Origin of the sequence: Roseibium aestuarii, assembly GCF_008477545.1 — a bacterium.
Classification (GTDB): Bacteria; Pseudomonadota; Alphaproteobacteria; order Rhizobiales; family Stappiaceae; genus Roseibium; species Roseibium aestuarii.
The window spans coordinates 734,831-760,226 of the sequence record NZ_VORA01000001.1; the positions used below are offsets into that span (position 1 = coordinate 734,831).

Consider the following 25,396-nt stretch of genomic DNA (forward strand, 5'->3'; position numbering starts at 1 on the left):
GTGTGAGGGCTGAGAGACCGCCGCGGGTATCCCCGCCGGCACTCGTCTCATCGCGCGTGTGTTACGCCCACTCGCAGGGGGCATCCCCGGCTCGACCGGGGATCTACTCATCGCGCCGCACCGACCTGCGGCGTCATTCCGGCCTTGAGCCGGGATCGGTGAGCCGGGCGAGCTGCGTCCTTATCGATGACCAGGCGGCCCGCTGCCCCGCCCCTGAGCCGGGACCTCGGTCAGAGTGTCAGGCGTCTTAGCCTTCCATCTCTTCCTTCAGCATCTCCAGCTCCAGCCACTGTTCCTCGGCGGTGTCCTTGTCGGCCGTGAGCTTCGTGATCTCGGCGGAGAGCTTGGCGAACTTGTCCGGGTTCTTGGAATAGAGCGTTGGATCGTTCATCTCGCCCTGCAGTTTCTCGAGCTTCTTTTCGATCCCGGCGATCGTGTCCGGCAGGGTCTTGAGCAGATGCTGCTGGGTGAAGGAGAGCTTGCTCTTGGCCGCAGGCTTTGCGCTTTCGGCCGGCTTGGCCTTCTCCGTGGACTTGTCTGCGCCCTTGTCTTTAGCCGGACCCTTCTTGTCCACCTTGCGAGCGGTCACCCCTTCGCCGCGCTGGGCGATCATGTCCGAATAGCCACCGGCATACTCCTGCCAGCGCCCGTCCCCTTCCGACATGATGACAGAGGTACAGACCCGGTCGAGGAAGTCACGGTCGTGGGAAACGATCAGCGCCGTGCCCTGATAGTCCGCAAGCAGTTCCTGCAGCAGGTCGAGGGTTTCCAGATCCAGATCGTTGGTCGGTTCGTCGAGCACCATCAGGTTGGACTTGTTGGCCAGCGCCCGGGCCAGCATGACGCGGGCGCGCTCGCCCCCCGACAGCACGCCGACGGGTGTGCGGGCCTGTTCGGGGGAGAAGAGGAAGTCCTTCATGTAACCGATGACATGCTTGGTCTCGTCGCCGATGACGACCGTGTCGCCGCGTCCGCCCGTCAGCACGGAGGAGAGCGTGTCGTTCGGGTCCAGGTTCTCGCGCTTCTGGTCCAGCGTCACCATTTCCAGATTGGTGCCGAGCCGCACCGAGCCGCTGTCGGGGCCAAGCTCGCCGGTCAGCATCTTGAGCAGGGTGGTCTTGCCGGCGCCATTGGCCCCCACGAGGCCGACCCGGTCGCCGCGCTGGATGCGGGTGGAGAACTCGCGCACGATCGCCCGGTCCCCGTAGGTCTTGGCGATCGACTTGGCCTCGATCACCAGCTTGCCGGAGGTCTCCGCCTCGGCGCTCGTCAGCTTGGCGGAGCCCTGCGGCCCGCGGTGGTCCTTCTTCTGCTGGCGCAGGTCGGCCAGCTCGCGTACCCGGCGCATGTTGCGCTTGCGCCGCGCGGTGACCCCATAGGTCATCCAGTGTTCTTCGCGCTTGATCTTGGCGGCCAGCTTCTGCTGGTCGATCTCTTCCTGTTCGAAGACCTCGTCCCGCCAGGCCTCGAAATGGGCAAAGCCCCGGTCCATGCGGCGCGCGATGCCCCGGTCGATCCAGACGGTGGCCCGGGACAGGTTCTCCATGAAACGGCGGTCGTGGGAGATCAGCACGATGGCCGAGCGCAGGGACTTCAGCTCCGTTTCCAGCCATTCGATGGCCGGCAGGTCGAGGTGGTTGGTCGGCTCGTCCAGAAGCAGCACGTCCGGCTCCGGCGCGAGCGTCCGGGCAAGCGCCGCCCGGCGCGCCTCGCCTCCGGAAAGTGCCTTCGGGTCTTCCTTGCCGGTCAGGCCGAGAACGTCGAGCAGATATTGTCCGCGATAGGGATCGTCGCCCGGCGCCAGTCCTTCGTTCACATAGTCCAGCGTGGTGGCATAGGCCGAAAGGTCCGGCTCCTGCGGCAGATAGCGCAGGGTGCGGCCGGGCTGGAAGAAGCGTTCCCCCTTGTCCATCTCCACCATGCCGGCGGCAATCTTCAGGAGCGTCGACTTGCCGGACCCGTTGCGCCCCACAAGGCAAAGGCGTTCGCCCTCGGAGACGGAAAGATCGGCCCCTGTCAGCAGCGGCGTGCCGCCGAAGGTCAGGTGGATGTCGCGGAGGGTCAGAAGCGGGGGAAGGGCCATGGAGTCCTGTCGGGTCTGCAAGTCGGAAGCGGGCATCGAGCGCCGGACAGGAGGAATAAGAGCCGCGCCACAAAATACAAGCCCCCGTGCCGGATCCGGACGCGGAAATCCGCCGGTCTGCAGCCGTCACGTGAGGCATGGTGCTCAACGGGGAGGGGAAGGGCAGGGCTCTTCCGCAAGGGAAACTGGTGTTTTTGACAATGGAGAAGAAGTGCTTGAACTCGCGTCAAGGTAGTGCTGGCGCCTGGCGGGCAGGCGTTCAGGCGGAAGGAATTTCCTCATTTTAACGTGACGTCGGAAGATACGTTCGTCTTCCAGTGGGGATTTGGGGGAGATGTGGAAAGTTTCCTGTTTAGTTTGGGTTGTAGTCCCTCGTCACTCTTGCGCAGGGCGGGGGGAAGTGGAATCGTGCCCTCATCGTTTGGTACTCAAAACAATGAGGGGAGACCGAGATGATGAAGTCCCTGCGGGTAACCGCGCTTGCCACCGCCCTGATGGCCGCCACCAGCCTGTCCGCCATGGCTGAGATGGTCTACCACCGCGGCAACTCCGCCGACCCGGAGACCCTGGATCAGCACAAGACCTCCACGGTCTATGAAGCCCACATCCTGCGCGATCTCTATGAAGGCCTGGTTGCCTACAGCGCCGATGGCCAGATCATCCCCGGCACCGCGACCGAGTGGACGGTTTCCGATGACGGCAAGGTCTATACCTTCAAGCTGCGCCCGGAAGCCAAGTGGTCCAATGGCGATCCGGTGGTTGCCGGCGATTTCGTCTATTCGCTGAAGCGTATCATGAATCCGGAAACCGGCGCGAAATACGCTTCCGTGCTCTATCCGATACTGAATGCCGAAGCCGTCAACAAGGGTGAGAAGCCGGGGGACGAGCTGGGCGTCAAGGCCATCGACGACCACACGCTGGAAATCACCCTCGGGGCGCCCACCCCCTTCTTCGTCGACCTTCTGGCGCACCAGACCGGACTGCCGGTTCATCCGGCCTCCGTCGACAAGTTCGGCTCTGACTTCGTGAAGCCGGAAAACATGGTGACCAACGGCGCCTACACGCTCGCCGAGTTTGTCCCCAACGACCACATCAAGGCCGTCAAGAACGCCAACTACTATGACGCCGCCGATGTGAAGATCGACTCCGTCTACTACTATCCGACCGAAGATCGCGGTGCAGCCCTGCGCCGCTTCCAGGCCGGCGAGCTGGACACCAACAACGATGCCCCGACCGAACAGGTCGAGTTCATGAAGACGGAACTCGGCGACCAGTTCCGCGTCGCGCCCTATCTCGGCACCTACTATTACGCCGTGAACATGAAGGACGAGAACCTCGCCAAGCGCGAAGTTCGTCAGGCCCTGTCCATGACCATCGACCGCGAGTTCCTGGCTGACGAGATCTGGGGCTCCACCATGGTAGCCGGCTACTCTCTGGTTCCCCCGGGGATCGGCAATTACGGCGAGCCGGCCTATGCCGACTACAAGGACATGTCCATGATCGATCGCGAGGAAAAGGCGATCGAACTGATGAAGCAGGCGGGCTTCGGTCCGGACAAGCCGCTGAAGCTGACGATCAACTACAACACCTCGGAAAACCACAAGAACACGGCCGTTGCCCTGGCCGACATGTGGAAGCCGCTGGGTGTCGAGATCGAGCTGATCAACACGGACACCAAGACCCACTACGCCATGCTGCGCGACAAGGGGGACTTCGACCTGGCCCGCGCTGGCTGGATCGGCGACTACTCCGACCCGCAGAACTTCCTGTTCCTGGTGGAAAGCGACAACGTCGGCTTCAACTACGCCAACTATGCCAACCCGGACTATGACAAGATCATGGACGAGGCAGCTGGGACCGTGGACCTGGAAAAGCGCGCGGAGATCCTGAAGTCTGCAGAGAAGATCTTCATGGATGACCTGCCCTTCATCCCGATGATGTACTACGGCTCCATGAACCTGGTCTCCGACAAGGTCTCGGGCTTCGAGGACAACCTCCTCAACGTCCACCCGACCCGCTGGATCAGCATCGCCGAATAAGAGTGACAAGCGGACCGGCGGGGGAAACCCCGCCGGTTCCGGTTTTCGCAGCCGCTCCGCCGGACCGCCAGATGTCCGGGCCGTGGCGCGATCCCCGCAAAGCGCGGCGGAAGACCGCGTTCAACCAAGAAAAGGGCAAGACAGCCATGCACCGCTACGTGCTGGGACGACTGCTGGGCGCCATCCCGACCCTGTTCCTGATCATCACCCTCTCGTTCTTCCTGATCCGCATCGCGCCGGGCGGGCCCTTCGACCTGGAGCGGCCGCTGGAAGCGAAGGTCATGGAAAACCTCAGCAAGATCTATCATCTGAACGAGCCGCTCTGGAAACAGTACCTGCTCTATCTGCAGAGCATCGCTCGCCTGGATTTCGGGCCGAGCTTCTATTTCCGCGATTTCTCGATCAATGAACTCTTCGCCGAGAGCCTGCCCATCTCCATGCAGCTTGGCCTGAGCGCCCTGGCGCTCGCCCTCGTGGTCGGCGGCATCTTCGGGGTCATCGCGGCCCTGCGACAGAACCGGGGCACCGACTATGCGGTCATGGCGGCCGCGACCCTCGGCGTGACCGTGCCGAATTTCGTCGTCGCGCCCCTGCTCACCCTGTCGCTCGGGGTCTGGCTCGGCTGGCTGCCCGTGGGCGGCTGGAACAACGGCGCCTTCGTCAACGCGGTTCTGCCGGTTGTCACCCTGGCCCTGCCGCAGATCGCCGTGGTGGCCCGTCTCACCCGTGGTTCCATGATCGAGGCCCTGCGCTCCAACCACGTGCGCACGGCGCGCGCCTATGGCCTGACGAAATGGCTGGTGATCGTGGTTCACGCCCTGCGCGGCGCCATCCTGCCGGTGGTGTCCTATCTGGGACCGGCCGCTGCCGCCCTGCTGACGGGTTCGGTGGTCGTGGAAACCATCTTCGGCATCCCCGGCATCGGCCGCTATTTCGTGCAAGGCGCGCTCAACCGTGACTATACGCTCGTCATGGGCACGGTGGTCGTCGTCGCCTGCTTCGTCATCCTGTTCAACCTGCTCGTGGATCTGATCTATGCCGTGCTCGATCCGCGCGTTCGCTACGATTGAGGAGGGAGCAGACCGTGACCACTCTCAGCTCTGCCCCCGTGCCTGACAAGGCGCTCGCGCGCGGCCGCTCCCTCTGGGACGATGCCCGCGACCGGCTGCTCGCCAACCGGGCGGCCATGGCCAGCCTGTTCGTGCTGGTGGCCATCACCCTGGTGTCCATCATTGGCCCCATGCTTTCGCCCCATCCCTTCGACAAGGTCTACCGGGACTATGTGAAGGTACCGGCGAGCCTTTCCGCCTATCCGGCCGAGGATCAGATCCAGCCCGGCTTCGAGGCCGTGCTCAAGCGCGCCCGCGTCACCATCGAGAGCTTCGAGCGTGTGGGGGACGAGGTCCGTGCCCGGGTCAGCTCGCGCCGCGAGATCGACCCGCGCATCACCCGCTACTTCGAGCGCAGCGATCTCTTCGTCGATCCCCAGCTCGTCGACTGGTCGGCCGACAAGACGGCCGCGACCCTGACGGCGAACGTGAATTTCGTGCATTTCTATTTCGGCACGGATTCCAACGGTCGTGACATGATGACCCGCACCTTCATCGCCGGTCGCGTGTCCCTGACCATCGGCCTTCTGGCCACCGTCGTCGCCATCACCATCGGCGTCATCTACGGCGCGACCTCCGGCTATCTGGGCGGACGTGTCGATCAGGTTATGATGCGCGTGGTCGACATCCTCTATTCGCTGCCCTTCATCTTCTTCGTCATCATGCTGGTGGTGTTCTTCGGCCGGAACTTCGTGCTGATGTTCATCGCCGTGGGCGCGGTCGAGTGGCTGGACATGGCCCGCATCGTGCGCGGCCAGACCCTGACCATCAAGCGCCAGGAATATGTCCAGGCCGCCGAGGCCATGGGCGTGTCCGATGGCGGTATCCTGCGCCGTCACATTATCCCCAACACCCTGGGTCCGGTGGTGGTCTACATGACCCTTCTGGTGCCCAAGGTCATCCTGCTGGAAAGCTTCCTCTCCTTCCTGGGTCTCGGTGTCCAGGAGCCCATGACCAGCTGGGGCGTGCTGATTTCGGAAGGCGCACGCAACATGCAGGGCGCCTTCTGGATGCTGATCTTCCCCGCCATCTTCCTCACGTCGACGCTGTTCGCGCTGAACTTCATCGGCGACGGCCTGCGCGATGCGCTGGATCCCAAGGACAGGTAAGGGGCGATCATGACCGAAACCACTAAGACCAATGCCCCGGCCGCCGATGCGGTGCTCGACATCCGGGGTCTGACCGTCACCTTCACCACGCCCACCGGGCCCATCGAGGCGGTCAGGGGCGTCGACATCAGCGTCGCCCGCGGGGAGACCGTGGCCATCGTCGGCGAGAGCGGATCCGGCAAGAGCCAGACCATGATGGCGGCCATGGGGCTTCTCGCCTCCAACGGCCGCACCGGCGGCTCCGTGACCTATGAGGGGCGCGACCTGCTGAAGCTCGGCACCAGCCAGCTCAATCAGGTGCGCGGCCGGAAGATCACCATGATCTTCCAGGAACCCATGACCTCCCTCGACCCGCTCTACACCATCGGCCGCCAGCTGGCGGAGCCGATGGTCGTCCACGGGGGCTTGAGCTGGAAGGCTGCGCGCGCCAAGGCTCTCGACCTGCTGAAGCTCGTCAACATCCCGGATCCCGAGCGCAAGATCCGCGCCTATCCGCACGAGATGTCGGGCGGCCAGCGCCAGCGTGTCATGATCGCCATGGCGCTCGCCAATGACCCGGACGTGCTGATCGCCGACGAGCCGACGACGGCCCTCGACGTGACCACCCAGGCCCAGATCCTGGAGCTGCTGAAGGAGCTGCAGGAACGGCTCGGCATGGCGGTGATCTTCATCACCCACGACCTCGGCATCGTGCGTCAGATCGCAGACCGGGTCTATGTGATGAAGTCGGGCGAGATGGTGGAAAGCGGCGCAACCGCGACCATCTTCAAGACGCCGGAACAGGCCTATACCCGCATGCTGCTGGACGCGGAGCCGACCGGCATGAAGGCGCCCGTGCCCGATCGCGCGCCGATCCTGATGGAAGCGCAGAAGGTCAGCGTGGAATTTGCGCTGGAGACCGGCTTCTTCAAGCCGCCCCACATCCTGCGCGCCGTCGACAACATCTCCTTCTCCCTGCGCCAGGGCCAGACCTTGGGGATCGTGGGCGAGAGCGGATCGGGCAAGTCGACCCTCGGTCGCGCCCTCCTCAACCTGCTGCCGGCCACCGGCCGCGTGGTGATCAACGGGCGGCAGGTCTCAGGCCTCAGCCGCAACGAGATGCGCCCCTTGCGCAAGGACCTGCAGCTCGTCTTCCAGGATCCCTTCGGCTCGCTCAGTCCGCGTCTGACCGTCGGCCAGATCATCGGCGAGGGGCTCAAGGTCCATGCGCCGGAGCTCTCGGCCGCCGACCGCGATCGCCGTGCGGCGGAGGTTCTGGAAGAGGTCGCTCTCGATCCGGTCATGCGCAACCGCTATCCGCACGAGTTCTCCGGCGGCCAGCGCCAGCGCATCGCCATCGCCCGTGCCATGGTGCTCAAGCCGAAGCTGATGGTGCTGGACGAGCCGACCTCTGCGCTGGACCGGACGGTGCAGAAGCAGATCGTCGATCTGCTGCGCAAGCTCCAGGCGGATTACGGCCTGACCTATCTCTTCATCTCCCACGATCTCGCGGTCGTGCGGGCCATGTCCGATACGGTCATGGTGATGAAGTCGGGCAAGGTGGTGGAGGCCGGGTCCGTCGGCCACATCTTCGAGGCGCCGCAGGAGGACTATACCCGCGAACTGATGCGGGCCGCCTTCATGACGGCCAACGGCCTGTCAGCCTGATTACCGGCTCAAGTGATGGCATGCGCGAAGGGCGGCCAGGAGGCCGCCCTTTTGCGTTTGCCTGAGGTTGGCCGGTTCACTCAGCTCAGCCCGATGGTGACGTGGAACGGCCCCGGCTTGTCGAATTCTTCGGGCATTGTCAGGCGCAGGATCTGCTCCACATGCTCGCCGAGCAGCGCCCGGGTCTTGGCCGCATCCCGGGACTCCAGGGCGTCGAGCAGCTCCACATGGGGATCCTCGGGAAGACTGGCCCAGCGCGGGTAGTGCTGGACCTGCGACAGCACATAGCGCTGGGTGATGAGCAGCGCGCGGTTGAGGAGTGGGGCGAGACCGGCCAGGTCGCCGAGTGAGAGAAGGGCAAGGTGAAGGCTGCGGTCGATCTCGCTGCAGGCGTAGAAGTCCCGATTGGCCTTGGCGGCGACATAGATGTCGGACAGACGCCGCAGACGCAGCAGATCGAGATCCGTGCAGCGCCGGACAGCCTCTTCCGTCAGTCCCTCGACTTCAAGCGTGTAGCGCAGGCGCAGCAGCAGCGCGATCTCCGGCTTGCGGCAAGGGGTCACGAATGTGCCCTTGTAGCCCTGCCGTTCGACGAGGCCATCTTCCTGCAAGGTGAGCAGGGCTTCGCGAACTGTGCCTTGCGAGCAGCCGAATTCCTGGGCGAGCGACTGTTCGGTAATGGCACTGTCGCAGGTCAGGAGGCCGACGATGATCCGCCGCTTGAGGGCCTGATAGACGCCCCAGGCCTTGCTGCCCCCGTTTCCGGAAGACGTGCGCGTCTTGCGGTTGGTGGGCTGGCGCAGCAGGTCCGGATCGAGGAAGAACTCCTGCAGATCTGGCTTTTTCGTCACGTGTTCATCCCCTCTTGAGCGCGCGCTCGCCTCTAGTCCAGACGGAGCCGAGGATCAACATGAGACCAGTCAAACTGTCTGCCTTTACGGAATCCGGTATGGATAACCCGGATGATCCCGTGAAACGACCCGGAACCACCGGTTCGATGCCTTCAGGCAGGAGGCCCATGGACCGTTGCATGCTGCATCGTCACGATGTCGCACGGGCCTGGCACAGGCGACTTTACGTCAGGCAACCCGGGTCCCGAACAGATGTTCGAGGGGGAAAGAGACCCTGGGTCACTGGCGCATGGATCTGGTATTGCTTGATCTTCTCTCGGATCGCTTGTCGTCATGTCGATGGGTCGAGCGTGCAAACTCCGTGGTCGGTTGTGGTCTACGGGGCCAGGATTGACTTCCCGGATCTCCGTGACCCTTGCGAATGGTGGACGTTGCGCCACCATTCATGGAACGTTCGGCTCGTGATCCGCTCGCTGCCACGCTTTCGCGGCGGGCTGGCGGACGGACCTGATCCGGAAATCCTGATCTGGACCTGAGCCGGGTAAATTCATTACCTCGGCCCGCCTTGGACTTGCTTTCCGGTCCTGACTGTTTGAGGCCCATTCCGGAGCTGCAGCGCAGACTAGAATGGCTCCAATCAACACTGCCGCAATTGCCAAGGAGTGAGAAGTCGCAGGGGCCGGCGCACCACTGGCCCATTCTTTGACACAGCGCCAATTTTTCCGGAAAAGTGAAATGATCACATGAGGTTATGACTATGCAGCCCGCTGATCAACGGAGTTGACGTTTCTTCACGTTTTCGTGTCTCAGCTTCCCTGGGTTCGTTCCAGCACGCTCAGCCAGTTCTCGTGGGCGATCTTCCGGATCAATGTCTCCCCGAATCCCGCTGTCCGGAACGCCTCGATCAGGCGCGGCAGCCCGGTCACGTCGCCGATTTCGGCGGGCAGCAGGCAGCCGTCGAAATCCGATCCGAGCCCCACGTGATCCTCGCCCAGCCGCTCCACCAGATAAGCCGTATGGCGCACCAGCACGTCGAGCGGGGTCGCGCGCGAGTGTCCGCCGTCTTCACGCAGAAAGGCGACGTGGAAATTCAGGCCGACAAGCCCCTTGCTTTCGGCGATTGCATCGAGCTGCCGGTCTGTGAGGTTGCGCGCCGAAGGGCAGATCGCGTGGACGTTGGAGTGGCTGGCCACGAGCGGGGCGTCGCTGAGGGCCGCCACGTCCCAGAAGCCCTTCTCGTTCAGATGCGACAGGTCGATGAGGATGCGCAGGTCGTTGCAGGCCCTGACCAGTGCCTTGCCCGTATCGGTCAGACCGTCGCCAATATCCGGGCTGGTGTTGAACCGCATCGGCACGCCTTCGGCAAAGATGTTCTGGCGGCTCCAGACCGGGCCGAGCGACCGCAGGCCGAGTGCGTGCAGGGCCTCCAGGGCGCGGAACTCTGCGTCGATGGCCTCGGCCCCTTCGATGTGGAGCGACACGGCAAGCGCGCCCGCAGCCATGGCCTCGCGGATCTCGGCAGCCGACCGGCAGACACGCACCGCTCCTTCCGAAAGGCGCTCCAACCGGAAGGCCTCGCCGATCATCTCCACGGTGAAGCGCAACGCCTCCGTCTGGTCCACGGGCGCGTAATTGGCCGGATCCCGCGGGTCGAAGGGCTTGGAGAAGTCCTGGCCGATCTGCGAGGGCACGAACATGGCGAAGAGCCCACCGGCGAGTCCGCCGTCCCGTGCGCGGGGCAGGTCGATGTGGTTGACCTCCGAGGCAGTGAAGAAGTCCCGGTCCAGGTCGCTGCTGCGATGGCGCACCCGCTGGAGCAGGGTGTCGTTGTGTCCGTCGAAAACGGGAATGAGGCTTTGGGCGGGAGAAGGGGGCATCGGGCTCTGCATGGTCATCGGGAACGGAAGAAGGGGGCTTTCTGCGGGCGGCTGCGGCGCAGGGGACGCCGGGACCGGCCGCCGGGAGGTGCCCTTCGCGCACGAAATCCGATTTGCCGGGTGCCTGCAAGTGATTGTCGGTGGTGGGGTGATGTTGCGGTGGAATGACAGGTGCGGGAATCTTTGTCCCAGCCCCTTGCGCGCATGAAGCGCTTGTCTCATTCCTTGGCACCAGCGCGGTGGTTCGGCCCGGCCGGTCTGCCGCCGGACAGGCACTGCCAGTGCCAAAGCGAGGTTTTTCGTGAGTGAAGACAGAGAATTCCTGACCTCGGGACGGGATGCGGGCGTCGATCGCCGCGCCTTCTTGAGGGCAGCAGGCCGCACGGCGGTCGGCGTTTCGGCTCTCGCCCTGACGGGCTGCTATTCCGTGGGGCTGCCCAGCCAGCCGCCGCTGCCGGACGAAACCTTCGATTACGACCTGGCCTATGCGGCTCTGCCCGATGGCGACTTCACCTGGCCGGCCATCAACTACAAGGCCACCGACCGCCAGTACTGGCGCCAGATCGTCGACTATGACAGCAAGCCGACCGGCGCGCGGCCCGGCTCCATTGTCGTTGATCCCTACAATCGCTTCCTCTACTGGATCCTCAGCCCGAAGAAGGCCCTGCGTTACGGCGTGGGCGTCGGCAAGGCGGGGTTCGCCTGGGCGGGCGATGCGGAGATCCGTGTGAAGCGCGTGCATCCGCTCTGGCGTCCTCCGCAGGAGATGATCGCGCGCAAGCCGTCCCTGCGACAGTATTGGGAAGAGGGCATGGAGCCCGGCCTGAAGAACCCGCTGGGCGCCCGCGCCATGGATCTGTGGCAGGGCAACACGGACACGCTCTTCCGCATTCACGGCACGCCGGAGCCGTCCTCCATCGGCACCAATGCGTCTTCGGGCTGCATCCGCATGTGGCATCAGGACGTGATCGACCTGTTCGAACGCGTGCCGCTGCGCACCAAGGTCACCGTTCTCGGTGCCGAAACCAAGGCCTGATCGGAAGCCGCGCGGATCTTGAGGGTCTGCTGGACATGAAAACGCCGAGGCTCCTGTTTCAGGGCCTCGGCGTTCTTGTATCGGAACGGCGACGTGAGCGGGCGGATCAGCTCGAGGTGATCGGCGCCAGCGCCACGTCGTGGAGCACCGCCGCGAAGTGGCAGATTGCTGCCGAGAGCACGAAGCCGTGCCAGATGGCGTTCTGGAAGGGCAGGCGCTTCCAGGCGTAGAAGACCGTGCCGGCCGTGTAGAGCAGGCCGCCGCTGACGATCATCCAGAAGCCGAAGTCCGAGGCGTTGTCGAGCAGGGGCTTGAAGGCGAAGACCACCACCCATCCGAGCGCCAGGCAGAGAGGGATCGTCACCCGCTCCATGCCCTTCAGGTGGAAGAGCTTGAGCAGCGCACCGGCGATGGCGCCGGTCCAGATGACGGCCAGCAGAATGCCGCCGGTCCAGCCGCCGATGATCATCGAGGCAAGCGGCGTGTAGGTTCCGGCAATCAGCAGGAAGATCGCCGCATGGTCGAGCCGGCGTAGGATGCCCGTCTTGTTTTCCTTCGCGAAGATATTGTAGAGCCCGGAACACACCAGCATCATCAGCAGGCAGCCGGAATAGATGAAGACCGAGACCATGCGGCTCGGCTCCGGGTTGTTCCACAACACGACGATGAAGGTCACGAGGGCTGCGATGCCGAGGCAGATGCCGATCACGTGGATCGTGCCGTCGGCGATTTTTTCAGCCAGGGTCTGGATGCGCAAGATCTCTCCTCCGGGATTTTGCAGGGTTGCAAGGAGCCTGCCCGAGAAGGTCGGCTCACGCAACTGGTCTCCTAGGGGAAGGCCTCGGCGATGGTGAACGATATCAACCGGAAGCCGGGGGATCGGCCGGCGGGCGTGGCAGCCGGTCAGTCCACGCGCGGGCCGGAGGCCGCTCCCGTGCCGCCAGGGCGCTGGGTGGAGAGATTGGCCACGAAATCGTTGAACCGCTCGCCCTGGATCAGGATGTGCTGGCGCATGCGCTCGCCGGCCGCCTCCGCGTCGCCTGCAAGGATCGCGGCGACGATCTCGTCATGCTCCTTGAGCGAGGTGCTGACCCGGTTGCGCGCCCGCAGCTGCAGGCGGCGATAGGGCGCCAGCCGCCCGTGCAGGGCCAGCGCCTGCTCGGCGAGGAAGCCGTTGTGGCTCGCCTTGTAGATCGTCTCGTGGAAGATCTGGTTGGCCCGATAGTAGCCGTCCGGATCACCGGCATCGTGTGCTGCCTTGCAGGCCGCATGGGACTGTTCCAGAAGAAGGACCTCGTCCGGCGTGATGCGGCGCGCGGCGAGCCGGCCGCACATGGCCTCCAGATCCGCCATCACCTCGAACATCTCGATCAGCCTGGAAATGCCGATCTCGCGCACGAAGGCCCCGCGCCGGGGCTTCTGTTCCACCAGCCCCGCAGCCGCCAGCTCGATGAGCGCTTCGCGGATCGGCGTGCGCGACACCCCGAAGCGCTGCGCGAGCTTCACCTCGTCCAGCCGGGTGCCGATGGGAAAGACCCCCGTCGCGATATCGTCTTCCAGCGCCTGCCGCAGACGATCCGCCTGGCGCTCGCCCGCCCGCGCCGCGTGAGGCCGCAGATCCGGATCGGTCCGGCGCGGGAGCGTGTCCACGTCTGGAGCGGTGGCAGGGGAAAGGTTGGCATGAGACGTCATGGGATTATAAGTATGCGAGAAAAACATTCTTGTATACAAAAATGATTGACTCCCCATCCCCTGCATGATTGCCTGAAGGGAAGGTGGCTTCCGCCACCCGTATCGGGTCCCGCTCTGGGAGGGGCAGACCCGGACTTGGGAGGAAAACATGCAGAACATCTTCAAGACGGCACGCCGCCTGGGCGTGACCGCCGGACTTGCCTTGCCGCTCATGGCGCTTGCCGCCACCGGCGCAAGTGCTGAAACCGTGCTCAAGGCATCGCACCAGTGGCCGGGCGGCAAGGGCGACGTGCGCGACGAAATGGTCCAGATCCTCGCCCGCGAAGTGGAAAAGGCCGGCGTCGATCTCAAGATCCAGGTCTATCCGGGCCAGTCGCTCTTCAAGGCGAAGGACCAGTGGGGCGCCATGACCAAGGGCCAGCTCGACATCGCGGCCTTCCCGCTCGACTATGCCTCCGGCCGCCATCCGGAGTTCTCCGCCACCCTGATGCCGGGTCTCGTGCGCAACCACGAGCGCGCCGCGCGCCTCAACAAGTCGCCCTTCATGGATGACATCAAGGCCGTCATCAACGACGCGGGCGTGGTGGTTCTGGCCGATGCCTGGCTCGCCGGTGCCTTTGCCTCCAAGAAGGAGTGCATCACCGGTCCGGAAAGCATGAAGGGTCAGGTCACCCGTGCAGCCGGTCCGGCCTTCGAGCAGATGCTGGTAGGGGCTGGCGGTTCCATCTCGTCCATGGCGTCTTCGGAAATCTACACCGGCCTGCAGACCGGCGTGCTCGATGCCGCCAACACCTCGTCCGGGTCCTTCGTGTCCTACCGTCTGTTCGAACAGACCACCTGCCTGACCAAGCCGGGCGAAAACGCCCTCTGGTTCATGTATGAGCCGATCCTCATGTCCAAGCGCAGCTGGGACAAGCTCTCCAAGGAGCAGCAGGATGCGCTGATGGCAGCCGGCAAGGTGGCCGAGGACTATTTCGCCGGCGAAGCCAAGGGCATGGATGACCAGCTCGTGGAGGCCTTCTCCAACGCGGGCGTGAAGGTCGTCGAGATGTCCGCCGACGACTACAACGCCTGGCTCGAGATCGCCAAGGCGACCTCCTACAAGTCCTTTGCCGAGACCGTTCCGAACGGTCAGGCCCTGATCGACAAGGCGCTCGCCGTCGAGTGAGCGGATGACCTCGCCTGGTCCGGCCCTGTGGCCGGGCCGGGCCCCTTCGACCTGATCTTCCGTCTCCTTGTCCGGACAGGGACCCTTGCCCGCAGATCCGCCGTGACGGCGCGGGGAGGGGGAGCCTGTCCCTGATGTCCAGGCCAATTCCATGACCGCCTATATCCGCTGGGTCTCGACCCTGTCCCGAGCTGCCGCCGTCGTGGCGCTTCTTCTTCTCGCCGCAGCCATTCTCGTGGTCACCCAGATGGTGGTGATCCGCTATGTGCTCAACGCCTCGACCGTCTGGCAGACGGAATTCGTGATCTATGCCCTGGTGGCCATGACCTTCCTCGCCTCGCCCTATGTGCTGATGGAAAAGGGCCATGTGAACGTGGATCTGCTGCAGATGGGCTTCGGCCTGCGCGGCCGGCGGATCCTCCAGTCCCTTGCCGGGCTGGCCGGTCTTCTCTTCAGCGCGCTCCTCGCCTGGTCCGGCTGGATCTACTTTGAGGAGGCCTGGAGCTACAACTGGACCACCGAAACCGTCTGGAAGCTGCCGCTCTGGATCCCGCTTCTGCCGCTGCCCCTGGGGATCGGACTGATGACCCTGCAATATGTCGCCGAACTGGCCAAGGTGTGGGGAGCCCACGAATGACCCCTCTGATTTCCGGACTTCTCGTCCTCCTCGGCCTTCTGGCGCTGCTGGGCATCGGCACGCCGATCGCCTTCGCCCTCGGCCTCGTCTCCGTGCTCGCCCTGCTCATCGTCGATGGCGCCGGCAGCCTCACCATCCTCGGTGAGACCTTCTTCGGCGGCCTGGCCTCCTTCGGCCTTGTCTCCGTGCCCATGTTCATCCTGATGGGGGCCGCCGTTGCCTCTTCGCCTGCGGGCAAGGACCTCTACGAGGCGCTGGACCGCTGGCTGAACCGGGTGCCGGGCGGGCTGGTGCTCTCCAATCTTGGCGCCTGCTCCATCTTTGCCGCCCTGTCCGGGTCCTCGCCTGCCACATGCGCCGCCATCGGCAAGATGGGCATTCCGGAAATGACCAAGCGTGGCTATCCCAACGAGATCGCCGCCGGCTCCATTGCTGCAGGCGGCACGCTCGGCATCCTCATTCCGCCGTCCGTCACTATGATCGTCTATGGCATCGCGACGGAGACCTCGATCGGCCGGCTGTTCCTCGCGGGCGTTCTGCCGGGGCTGATGCTGACCGCACTCTTCATGATGTGGACGGTCTATGACTGCCGCCGCCGCGGCATCGGCCTGCTGGACCTCGCCCGCACCTTCACCTGGGCCGAGCGCTTTGCCGCCCTGCCCAAGATCCTGCCTTTCCTGCTCATCGTTGTCGGCATCCTCTGGGTGCTTTACGGTGGCGTGGCGACCCCGTCCGAGGCCGCAGGCGTCGGCGCGCTCTTCTGTATCGTGCTGGTGGTGGTGATCTACCGCATGTGGAGCTTCAGCAAGGTCACGCTGATGTTCCGCGACACCCTGAAGGAAAGCGTGATGATCATGATGATCATCGGCGCATCGGAGCTCTTCTCCTACACCCTGTCGTCCCTCTTCATCACCCAGTCCATCGCCGAATGGATCGCGGCTCTCGACGTCAACCGCTGGGTGCTGATGGGCATCATCAACCTGTTCCTGCTCTTCGCCGGCTTCTTCCTGCCGCCGGTCGCGGTGATCCTGATGACGGCGCCGATCCTGCTGCCGATCATCACCCAGGCAGGCTTCGATCCCTACTGGTTCGCGGTCATCCTGACCATCAACATGGAAATTGGTCTGATTACGCCGCCGGTGGGTTTGAACCTATATGTGATCAACGGGATTGCTCCGAAGATCACGCTGGCCGAAATCCTGCGCGGATCGATCCCTTACGTGCTGTGCATGGTGGTGGGGATCCTGTTGCTCTGTCTCTTCCCCGGCATCGCCACCTGGCTTCCTGACCAGATGATGGGAGGATGAGCGTGAACACCAGCTTCTTCGGCGAACTTCTGACCTCGATCACCGAACAGGGCCGTGCCCTCATCGAGGGGCGTCGCGCTCGCTCCTCGGAGGAGCCTCTGTCGGCGCTGTGCGAGAAACTCCTCTCCGGTCACGGGGAGGCCTCGGGTGTCGCCATCGCCGAGGAGGTTCTGGCGACCTATCGGCGGCTGCAGGCGCCCGAGCGGCTGGCCTTCTTCCGCACCCTCTACGAGACCTTCGGGGCCGACACGGCGCGGGTCGCAGGGCTTGCCCGCAGGCTCGCGGACAATCCGGAGGATCCGGTGCTGCTGCGCGAGCTGCACTCCGCCTCCGAACCGCGCCGTCAGGAGCTGATCCGCCGCCTCAACCTGGCACCGGGCGGGACCTCTGGTCTCGTGGCCATGCGCGCCGATCTGCTCCAGTGCCTCGGCGAGGCGCCCGAGCTCATCGAGGTGGACCGGGATTTCGAGCATCTCTTCTCCTCCTGGTTCAACCGGGGCTTCCTCGTCATGCGCCGCATCGACTGGGCGACGCCGGCCAACATCCTGGAAAAGATCATCCAGTATGAGGCGGTGCACGAGATCAAGGGCTGGGGCGACCTGCGCCGGCGCATCGGTCTCGAGGACCGGCGCCTCTATGCCTTCTTCCATCCGGCGCTGGTGGACGACCTGCTGATCTTCGTGGAAGTGGCCCTGACCCAGGAGATCCCGGGAGCCATCGGGCCGATCCTGGCCGAAGAACGCGCCCAGATCACCGCACGCGAAGCCAATACGGCCGTCTTCTACTCCATCTCCAACTGCCAGACCGGGCTGCGCGGCATTTCCTTCGGCAACTTCCTGATCAAGCAGGTGGTGGAGGAGCTACGGCGCGAGCTGCCGAACCTCAAGACCTTTGTCACCCTGTCGCCTGTGCCCGGCTTCGCCCGCTGGCTGACGCGCGACCTGGCCGACGGGGAGGGGGTTGCGGCCCGCCTGCTCGACCCGGCCGACCGGACCGCGCTCGAAACCGGCAGCTGGCTTGGCGACGAGGCGCAAGGGGAGGCGCTGGCAGCCCCCATGAGCACGCTCTGCGCCCACTATCTCACCCAGGAGAAGGCGCGCGGCAACCGGCCGCTCGATCCGGTCGCCCGCTTCCACATCGGCAATGGCGCCCGTCTGGAGCGCATTCACTGGAATGCGGACCTCTCGGACAACGGCCTGCGCCAATCCCATGGCCTCATGGTCAATTATCTGTATGATCTGAAAGACATAGAACGAAATCACGAGAGCTTTGCCGCAACCGGTGCGGTGGCGGCCAGCTCTCAGGTCGGCAAGCTTCTGCGGCAGCTGCCCGATCCGAAGCAGACCCGATCCTGAGGCCCGCGCGGCCCCTTCCTTTCGCGAGACGACCCATGACCAACCATCTGTTTTCCGAAATCCGCAACCGCATGCCGGACGAGGGCAAGACCTTTCTCGAGACGGCCGAGGGCCGGCGCCTGACCTATGGCGACGTGGTGAGCCTGTCGGCCCGTTTCGCCCAGGCGCTCATCGGACTGGGCGTGGAGCCGGGGGACCGGGTGGCGGTCCAGGTGGAAAAGTCGCCGGAAGCCCTGATGCTCTATCTCGCCACCGTGCGGGCGGGTGGGGTCTTCCTGCCGCTGAACACCGCCTACACCCCCGCCGAGATCGACTATTTCGTCACCGACGCCGAGCCGAAGGTGCTGGTCTGCGATCCGGCGTCCCGTGAGGCCCTTTCGGCCACCGCGTCAAAGGTCGGCGCCAGCCTGCAAACCATGGACGCGGCCGGACGGGGCAGCCTCACGGATCTGGCCGAGGCGCAGGACGGCGCCTTCGAGGATGTGGCGCGCGCCGATGACGACCTTGCCGCCATTCTCTACACCTCCGGCACCACGGGCCGTTCCAAGGGCGCCATGCTCTCCCACGAGAACCTCGCCTCCAATGCCCGCACCCTGGTGGACTACTGGAAGTTCACGTCGGACGACGTGCTGCTTCATGCCCTGCCGATCTTCCACACCCACGGGCTGTTCGTGGCGACCAACTGTCTGCTGATGGCCGGCGGGTCCCTGCTGTTCCTGCCGAAATTCGATCTCGATACGGTGCTGAAGCTGCTGCCGCGCGCAACCACCATGATGGGCGTGCCCACCTTCTACATTCGCCTGCTGACCTCTTCGGCCTTCACGAAGGATCTGGTTGCCCACATGCGGCTGTTCATTTCCGGCTCCGCGCCGCTTTCGGCGGAAGTGCACCGGGAATTCTCGGGCCGCACCGGCCATGCCATCCTCGAGCGCTATGGCATGACCGAGACCAACATGAACACCTCCAACCCCTATGACGGCGAGCGCCGCCCCGGCACGGTCGGTTTCCCGCTGCCCGGCGTGGCCGTGCGCATCGCCGATCCCCAGACCGGCCGCGAAGTGGCACGCGGCGAGGTCGGTGTCATAGAGGTCAAGGGCCCCAATGTCTTCCAGGGCTACTGGCGCATGCCGGAAAAGACCGCCGAGGAATTCCGGGTCGACCGCTTCTTCATCACCGGCGACATGGGACAGGTGTCGGAAGACGGCTACATCTCCATCGTCGGCCGGGCCAAGGATCTGATCATCTCCGGCGGCTTCAACGTCTATCCGGCCGAGGTGGAGGCCCTCATCGACGAGATCGAGGGCGTGGCGGAAAGCGCGGTCGTCGGCGTGCCCCATCCCGACTTCGGCGAAGGCGTGGTGGCAGTGGTCGCCCCCAAGGCTGGCGTTACCCTTGATCCGGCGGCGATCACCGGCGCGCTCGCCGACAAGCTCGCCAAGTTCAAGCAGCCCAAGAAGGTGCATGTGCTCGAGACCCTGCCGCGCAACACCATGGGCAAGATCCAGAAGAACGTGCTGCGCGACCAGTTCAAGGGCGACTTTGCCTGAGGCGGGCAGCCTCTTCAGCTTCACGTCCCTTGGCGTCGCACGGCGACGCACCCGAACCCAGGCGGCGGACCTGGAAGGGGAGGGGCAACAGGGCGGCGGAAACTCCCCTTCGCGCCTGTTGCCTCTCCCCGTCATTCCGTCTTACGCTGATGACCCGTCACCCGTCACGAGAGGCTCCATGCTCACCGGATCCTGCCACTGCGGCCAGCTGCGCTGGCAGTTCAAGGCCGAGCCTGTCGACGCCACAGCCTGCAACTGCACGGTCTGCCGACGGTACGGCGTCCTGTGGGCCTATGGCCACGAGGGCGAGGAGATCGAGACCTCGGGCGAGACCATCGCCTATGCCTGGGGCGAAAAGGTCATCGGATTTTACTTCTGCCCCACTTGCGGCGGCGTGGGCTACTGGCGCTCCAACCTTCTGCGCAAGACCGGGCAACGGCGCATAGCGGTCAACCTGCGCCTGGCCGATGACCCGCAGGCCGTGGCCGAAATTCCCGTGACCCGTTTCGACGGTCTGGACAGTTTCGCCTCGCTCGGCCGCGATGGCCGCTGCGTCAGGGATCTCTGGAGCTGAGCGCCGCAGCCTCAGGCGCCATCCAGCCCCCTGTTTTCGTCGGCGGCTTGCGCTAGATTGAAGATCGATGCCCTTCGACACCGGAGACACCTGATGAACCGCCGCCGCTTCCTTGCCTCTTCTGCTGGCGCGCTTGCCGGTTGCGCCTTGCCTCGCCTCGTGCTGGCCGCGACCGGACCCGGTCTGATCGAGCTGGATGCGGTCAAGGGTCAGGCGGAACTCTATGGCAAGGAGGGCAAGCTCTCCGACCTGTGGCTCTACAACGGCAGCCTTCCCGGCCCGGAACTGCGCCTGCGCAAGGGCGAGACGCTCTCGGTCCGCTTCACCAACCGGCTGGACGAGCCGACCTCGATCCACTGGCACGGCATCCGCATCGACAATGCGATGGACGGGGTTGCCGGTCTGACCCAGCCGCCGGTTCAGCCGGGCGAGAGCTTCGACTACACCTTTACCGTGCCCGATGCCGGCACCTTCTGGTATCACGCCCACACCATGAGCTGGAACCAGGTGCCGCGCGGGCTCTCCGGCGTGCTCATCGTCGAGGAGGAGACGCCCTTCGTGCCCCGGGACAGGGACCTGACCCTGTTCCTCAGCGACTGGCGGCTGGACGAGGAGGGGGTGCTGATCACCGCTGGCCTCGGCTCCATGCATGATTTCTCCCACGCGGGGCGTCTGGGCAACTGGCTGACGGTCAACGGCCAGAGCCGGCCCGACATTCCCGTCGTCCGGGGTGCCTGGCACCGGCTGCGACTGGTCAATGCCTCGTCCGCCCGGGTGCTGGATCTGGAACCCTCCCGCTTCGGAGCGCAGCTTCTGGCCCTCGACGGTCAGGCCCTCCCGGCGCTGCGCAAGGTGGAGGGGCCGGTCCGCCTCGCCCCCGGCCAGCGCATGGACCTCGTCATCAAGCCGGAAGGCGACCTGCCGATCCCCTTCGAGCTGACAACCGGACAGCCCTTCGTCTTCGCCCGCTTCCTGCCGCGCGACGCAGCCGCCGGAGCGGCCGATGACGATCTGCCCGCCTTGCCCGCCCCGAATGCCCTGCCCGAGCCGAATCTGGCAAACGCCCGCGAATTGCCCCTGGAAATGGCCGGTGGCGCCATGGGCGGCATGCGCATCATGATGCAGCGCGGGCTTGATCCCCAGGCCCTGATGGCCGACGGCAAGTTCTGGATCTTCAACGGCGCGCCCGGGTCACTCGAAACGCCGATGTTCAAGGTGGCGCGGGGCGAAAGTGTGGTCCTCAATGTCTCCAATCTCTCCGGCTTCCCGCACGCGGTGCATCTCCACGGGCACCATTTCCGGGTGCTGGAGCTGAACGGCACGGAGCAGGATCCTGCCGACTGGCACGACACGGTGACCCTCGAGCCGGAGGACCGTGCTCGCATCGCTTTTGTCGCGGACAATCCGGGCAAGTGGCTCCTCCACTGTCACATGCTTGGCCACGCGGCCTCTGGCATGACCGGCTGGTTCGAGGTCGCCTGAGCGCTTCGGTCACGGAACTGTTCACGGCTCTCGAACGGTGAAGACACCGGGAAAAGGGCAGGGCACGGGTTGAAACGGTCGTCCGGCTTGCGCATCTAGCGAAGGAATACGGATCGCAGCTCACGCTGCGGACCCGCCACATCCCTTTCAGGAGCGCCAAGAGATGACCATTCACCCCACCCGGGACTTTCTGGTGAGCGATCACCGCAGCCATGCCCATCCGGTCGAGCCGCTCTTCGTCAACCGCTGGTCGCCGCGCGCCTTTGACGGCTCCGAGATCCCTGAAGCCGATCTGAAGACCATTCTGGAAGCCGCGCGCTGGGCGCCGTCGGCCTTCAACATCCAGCCCTGGCGCTTTGTCTATGCCCGGCGCGGGGATGCTCACTGGGACACGCTGGTGAACCTCCTCAATCCCTTCAACCGGGACTGGGCGAAGGAAGCCTCCGCGCTGGTCTATCTCTTCTCCGACACGCTGATCGACAACAAGGACGGCGGCACGCGCCCTTCCGGCAGCCATTCCTTTGATGCGGGGGCTGCCTGGGCCCACGCGGCCCTGCAGGCAACCGCCCTCGGCTATCATGCCCATGCCATGGCCGGCATCCTGAAGGACGAGATCCACGCGGCGCTGAATGTGCCCGCCCGGTTCCAGCCGGAGGTTGCCTTCGCCCTTGGCCGTCGCGGAGATGCCACGACCCTTCCCGATGGGCTTCAGGCCCGCGAAACGCCGAGCCCGCGCAAGCCGCTCGACGAGATTGCCTTCTCCGGCAGCTTTGCCGAGTGACGATACGCCGGTCATCCATCAGACGCTGGTGACAAGACAAAACCCCCGGAAGCAGGCTTCCGGGGGTTTTTCAGTTTTCATGCCTGCCGAGACGCTCCGCGAGGCTCAGGCCAGATGTCCGGTCTTGCGCCAGACACGCGCGCCGTCGGCCGAACGGATCGTCTGGCGGGTGCCCGCCGGAACCCGCAGCCAGGTGCCGGGACCATAGGAGCCCTCGTCATCGGCAAAGGCGCCGTCGAGCACGAAATATTCCGCGCCGCCGCCGAAGACCTCTGGTCCGTAGCTGCTGCCGGCTGCCCAGGTCACCATTTCCACGGTTTCCTGTGCGCCCTGAAAGAGCGGCAGGATCTGTTCGCCGGGGCGGGTGTCCTGCCAGAGCGTGGCGTCGCCCGTATCGACCCGCACGACAGCGTCGTCATTCGGGTCCATCTGCCGCAGCTTGACGAGAATGGTCGCGCCGGGACGGGTCGCGGGGATATGGGAGGATCCGGGAGGGTTGCGCACGTAATAGCCCTTCGGGAAGTCGCCCGTCTCGTCGGAGAAGACGCCTGCCAGCACCAGGAACTCCTCGCCGAGCGCATGGCTGTGCGCCGGAAAGGCGGAGCCGGGGGCGAAACGCACGATGGTCGTGGCGCGGGCAACCTCTTCCCCGTCCCGCTCCAGCATCCGCCGTTCGACGCCACCGGCAGGCGAGGGCACCCAGTCCAGCGCCGTGCTGTCGACGACGGCCCGCTCTGTCAGGTCGGCATTCAGTTTCATGGGGGGCTCCGCAGGTCTCGAAGGGTGGGAGGACGACACCGGATCGCCCTCCCGACGGTAAATGGCTTCGTCCTGTTAGGTAGGGTCGAGAGGCGGCCTTGCAAAGTCTGGACCCGGCGCCTTTCTCGCCTTTCCGCCTCTCGCGCCGAAAAAGGGACTGGTCAGGGGGCTCTGCCTGTGGCAAGCGGGGAAAGCTGGCGCAAACCGGGGCCTGCCCTTTGCGCTGCGGGCGGAATCGTGATCCATTTGCGACCCCACGGACTGCATTCACACCACGAACAGACATCCCTTGGGACCTTGCCCGGACCGTGACGGTCTGGCGGTCTGCCGAGAGAGGTCGGATCGGCGCATGACGGTTAGTATCGATATCGGCGAAATGACGGGCGGTTCGCGCGCCCTGATGGATCTGGAAGAGCTGCTGGCGACCCGCCTGCTGGTGCAGGGCAATTCCGGGTCCGGAAAATCGCATCTTCTGCGTCGCCTGCTCGAACAGTCGGCCCCCTGGGTTCAGCAGGCCATCATCGATCCGGAGGGCGACTTCGTCTCTCTGGCCGACAAGTATGGTCATGTGGTGGTCGATGCGGTGGGCACCGAAAAGGACCTTCAGATGATCGCGTCCCGTGTGCGTCAGCACCGGGTCTCCGTGGTGCTCAATCTGGAAGGGCTCGACGCCGACCGGCAGATGAAGGCGGCCGCTACCTTCCTCGACGGCCTCTTCGATGCGGACCGGGAACTCTGGTATCCGATGCTCGTCATCGTCGATGAAGCCCAGCTCTTTGCCCCGGCTGCCGCCGGCGAGGTGACGGAAGAAGCCCGCCGCCGGTCGCTCGGTGCCATGACGAACCTCATGTGCCGTGGCCGAAAGCGCGGTCTGGCAGGCGTCATTGCCACCCAGCGTCTGGCCAAGCTCGCCAAGAACGTGGCGGCCGAAGCCTCCAACTTCCTGATGGGCCGGACCTTCCTCGATATCGACATGGCCCGTGCCGCCGATCTCCTGGGCATGGAGCGCCGTCAGGCCGAAGCCTTCCGCAATCTCGACCGGGGCAATTTCATCGCCCTCGGTCCGGCCATGTCCCGCCGCCCGCTTCCCGTGAAGATCGGACCGGTGGAAACCATGGGTCGGGGCGGCAGCCCCAAGCTGATGCCGCTGCCCGAGCAGCCGAAGGAAGACGCCAAGGATCTCATCTTCACGCCGGCACCGGGCGAAGCGGTGCCCATGCGCCAGCGCCATGTGGAGCCGCAGGTTTCCACCGAGGACGTGCTGAGCCGCCTGTCGAGCGCCCGCCATGCCGCCGAGGCGGAGGTGCCGCAGCCCGAGAACCTCTTCGACGTGAGTGACCGGGAAGACCGGATCGAGGCCATCATCGCCGAGATCCTGGAAGACCCGGAAGCGGCTTTCCAGCCCATCGCCTCGCTCTATCAGGACTTCCAGGTCCGCTGCCGCATTGCCAAGCTGCCGGGCGGCGCACCGGACCTGCAGATGTTCCGCGAGCGGCTTTCCGTCGCGCGTGCAGGCGTGGAAAAGGGCGATATCGACGAGGGCGAGTGGAAGCAGGCCGAGCTGATCGCCGCCGAACTGCCCGACGACATGCGCGGCGTCTATCTGCTGCTGGCCAAGGCCGCCCTTGCCAAGGCCCCGTGCCCGGGCAACCTCGAGATCGCCACCGCCTATGGCACCCGCTCGCCGGGGCGTGCCCGCTGGCTCCTGTCGCACATGGAAGAGCGCGGGTTCCTTGTCTGCGCCACCGACCTGCGCGGCAACCGCATCGTCACCCTCACGGATCTGGGCTGGCAGACGGCCCCGGGCGACGAGGCCGCTGCCTGAACCCTTGCCGGGTATCTCAGGAGGCCGGGCGCATGCGCCGGTGTGCGACCGGACGCTGGAAGGCTTCCGCCGGCAGACTGTCACGCAAGCCCAGAAGATGGCGAAGCTGACCGATCTCGCTGGTGAGGCCGTCGAGGGTGCGTTCCAGCACATCCGCCAGATAGCTGCCTGCCGGCGCATGGGCCTGCACGGTCCGGGCCTTGGCGCGCACCTTTTGCAGATAGGTGAGAAGTTCCTCCAGATCGTCCTCGCGAATGTTCATGCGCCCATCCGGGGGCAGGCGCGTCAATCCGGCGGAGCCCACGGTGCCGAACCGGGTGGGCGTGCCAGACGCGCCGTTGCCCGACGCGCCGTTGCCACGCGCGCCATTGCCAAGCGCGCCATTGCCGGGGGCGGGCGCTGAGGAGGGCTGGGTCTCAGCCAGGGTGCCGATGTCTGCCATCTCGTGGTCCTTGTCAAAGTCTCTGCGCGTGCCGGGTGAGCCGGGCCGGGGCAGGCCGGGCGCTGCCGAACCAGGG

21 protein-coding genes are annotated in these 25,396 nt (G+C 65.1%); 14 read left to right on the plus strand and 7 right to left on the minus strand.

What is annotated here, in order from left to right; translation table 11 throughout:
* Positions 1-247: 247 nt before the first annotated feature.
* Positions 248-2,083 (minus strand): ABC-F family ATP-binding cassette domain-containing protein, encoded by a 1,836-nt coding sequence (locus FR728_RS03190; RefSeq protein WP_149891186.1) that lies wholly within the window; start codon positions 2,081-2,083, stop codon positions 248-250.
* Between the two features lie 452 nt (positions 2,084-2,535).
* Between FR728_RS03190 and FR728_RS03195 the strand changes: the two genes are divergently transcribed.
* The 4 genes from FR728_RS03195 to FR728_RS03210 all read left to right on the plus strand — a co-directional run bounded on the left by FR728_RS03195 (position 2,536) and on the right by FR728_RS03210 (position 7,987).
* Complete coding sequence (locus FR728_RS03195) at positions 2,536-4,122, plus strand: peptide ABC transporter substrate-binding protein (protein ID WP_149891187.1); 1,587 nt, start codon at positions 2,536-2,538, stop codon at positions 4,120-4,122.
* A 146-nt stretch (positions 4,123-4,268) separates the two neighbouring features.
* Entirely contained in the window at positions 4,269-5,192 is a 924-nt protein-coding gene (oppB, locus tag FR728_RS03200; protein ID WP_149891188.1) for an oligopeptide ABC transporter permease OppB, read from the plus strand.
* Positions 5,193-5,206: 14 nt separating this feature from the next.
* The gene (locus FR728_RS03205; RefSeq protein ID WP_208998633.1) at positions 5,207-6,340 is read left to right on the plus strand and encodes an ABC transporter permease subunit; all 1,134 of its coding nucleotides are present in this window, start codon (positions 5,207-5,209) and stop codon (positions 6,338-6,340) included.
* A gap of 9 nt (positions 6,341-6,349) precedes the next feature.
* Positions 6,350-7,987: an ABC transporter ATP-binding protein gene (locus FR728_RS03210; protein WP_149891190.1), complete on the plus strand. Its 1,638-nt coding sequence runs from the start codon at positions 6,350-6,352 to the stop codon at positions 7,985-7,987.
* Between the two features lie 80 nt (positions 7,988-8,067).
* Here the strand turns inward: FR728_RS03210 and FR728_RS03215 are convergent, their stop codons facing one another.
* Both FR728_RS03215 and FR728_RS03220 read right to left on the minus strand, forming a co-directional pair.
* Positions 8,068-8,838, minus strand: coding sequence for a GntR family transcriptional regulator (locus FR728_RS03215; RefSeq protein WP_149891191.1), 771 nt, complete (start codon positions 8,836-8,838; stop codon positions 8,068-8,070).
* 806 nt (positions 8,839-9,644) lie between these two features.
* Entirely contained in the window at positions 9,645-10,715 is a 1,071-nt protein-coding gene (locus FR728_RS03220; RefSeq protein ID WP_149891192.1) for a dipeptidase, read from the minus strand.
* A gap of 301 nt (positions 10,716-11,016) precedes the next feature.
* Here FR728_RS03220 and FR728_RS03225 point away from each other — a divergent pair, with 301 nt between their 5' ends.
* A complete protein-coding gene (locus FR728_RS03225) occupies positions 11,017-11,751 on the plus strand; it encodes a L,D-transpeptidase (protein WP_244304363.1) in 735 nt (244 codons plus the stop codon).
* Positions 11,752-11,857: 106 nt separating this feature from the next.
* Here FR728_RS03225 and trhA read toward each other — a convergent pair whose 3' ends face one another.
* Both trhA and FR728_RS03235 read right to left on the minus strand, forming a co-directional pair.
* Positions 11,858-12,508 (minus strand): PAQR family membrane homeostasis protein TrhA, encoded by a 651-nt coding sequence (gene trhA, locus FR728_RS03230; protein ID WP_149891193.1) that lies wholly within the window; start codon positions 12,506-12,508, stop codon positions 11,858-11,860.
* 146 nt (positions 12,509-12,654) lie between these two features.
* The gene (locus tag FR728_RS03235; RefSeq protein ID WP_149891194.1) at positions 12,655-13,443 is read right to left on the minus strand and encodes a GntR family transcriptional regulator; all 789 of its coding nucleotides are present in this window, start codon (positions 13,441-13,443) and stop codon (positions 12,655-12,657) included.
* 211 nt (positions 13,444-13,654) lie between these two features.
* On the opposite strand from FR728_RS03235, the gene dctP reads away from it, so the two are divergent.
* From dctP to FR728_RS03275, 8 genes are all read left to right on the plus strand, one after another.
* Positions 13,655-14,611, plus strand: a complete 957-nt coding sequence (dctP, locus tag FR728_RS03240; protein ID WP_208998714.1) for a TRAP transporter substrate-binding protein DctP — start codon at positions 13,655-13,657, stop codon at positions 14,609-14,611.
* Positions 14,612-14,762: 151 nt separating this feature from the next.
* Positions 14,763-15,248, plus strand: coding sequence for a TRAP transporter small permease subunit (locus FR728_RS03245; protein ID WP_149891196.1), 486 nt, complete (start codon positions 14,763-14,765; stop codon positions 15,246-15,248).
* On the plus strand, positions 15,245-16,555 hold the full coding sequence (locus FR728_RS03250; protein ID WP_149891197.1) for a TRAP transporter large permease: 1,311 nt from the start codon (positions 15,245-15,247) through the stop codon (positions 16,553-16,555). Before FR728_RS03245 ends, FR728_RS03250 begins: the two co-directional genes overlap by 4 nt.
* Positions 16,552-17,910, plus strand: a complete 1,359-nt coding sequence (locus FR728_RS03255; protein WP_149891198.1) for a malonyl-CoA decarboxylase — start codon at positions 16,552-16,554, stop codon at positions 17,908-17,910. The genes FR728_RS03250 and FR728_RS03255 overlap by 4 nt, the downstream gene beginning before the upstream one ends.
* A gap of 35 nt (positions 17,911-17,945) precedes the next feature.
* The gene (locus tag FR728_RS03260) at positions 17,946-19,457 is read left to right on the plus strand and encodes a malonate--CoA ligase (protein ID WP_149891199.1); all 1,512 of its coding nucleotides are present in this window, start codon (positions 17,946-17,948) and stop codon (positions 19,455-19,457) included.
* 178 nt (positions 19,458-19,635) lie between these two features.
* A complete protein-coding gene (locus FR728_RS03265; RefSeq protein ID WP_149891200.1) occupies positions 19,636-20,031 on the plus strand; it encodes a GFA family protein in 396 nt (131 codons plus the stop codon).
* Positions 20,032-20,124: 93 nt separating this feature from the next.
* Entirely contained in the window at positions 20,125-21,513 is a 1,389-nt protein-coding gene (locus tag FR728_RS03270; protein WP_208998634.1) for a multicopper oxidase family protein, read from the plus strand.
* A 163-nt stretch (positions 21,514-21,676) separates the two neighbouring features.
* Complete coding sequence (locus FR728_RS03275) at positions 21,677-22,294, plus strand: nitroreductase family protein (RefSeq protein WP_149891201.1); 618 nt, start codon at positions 21,677-21,679, stop codon at positions 22,292-22,294.
* 105 nt (positions 22,295-22,399) lie between these two features.
* Here the strand turns inward: FR728_RS03275 and FR728_RS03280 are convergent, their stop codons facing one another.
* Positions 22,400-23,053, minus strand: a complete 654-nt coding sequence (locus FR728_RS03280; protein ID WP_149891202.1) for a cupin domain-containing protein — start codon at positions 23,051-23,053, stop codon at positions 22,400-22,402.
* A gap of 349 nt (positions 23,054-23,402) precedes the next feature.
* Between FR728_RS03280 and FR728_RS03285 the strand changes: the two genes are divergently transcribed.
* Positions 23,403-24,878, plus strand: coding sequence for a helicase HerA domain-containing protein (locus tag FR728_RS03285; protein ID WP_149891203.1), 1,476 nt, complete (start codon positions 23,403-23,405; stop codon positions 24,876-24,878).
* Positions 24,879-24,894: 16 nt separating this feature from the next.
* Here FR728_RS03285 and FR728_RS03290 read toward each other — a convergent pair whose 3' ends face one another.
* Positions 24,895-25,320 carry a hypothetical protein gene (locus FR728_RS03290; protein ID WP_149891204.1) on the minus strand — a complete coding sequence of 142 codons (426 nt, stop codon included), beginning with the start codon at positions 25,318-25,320 and terminating at the stop codon, positions 24,895-24,897.
* Between the last annotated feature and the right edge of the window lie 76 nt (positions 25,321-25,396).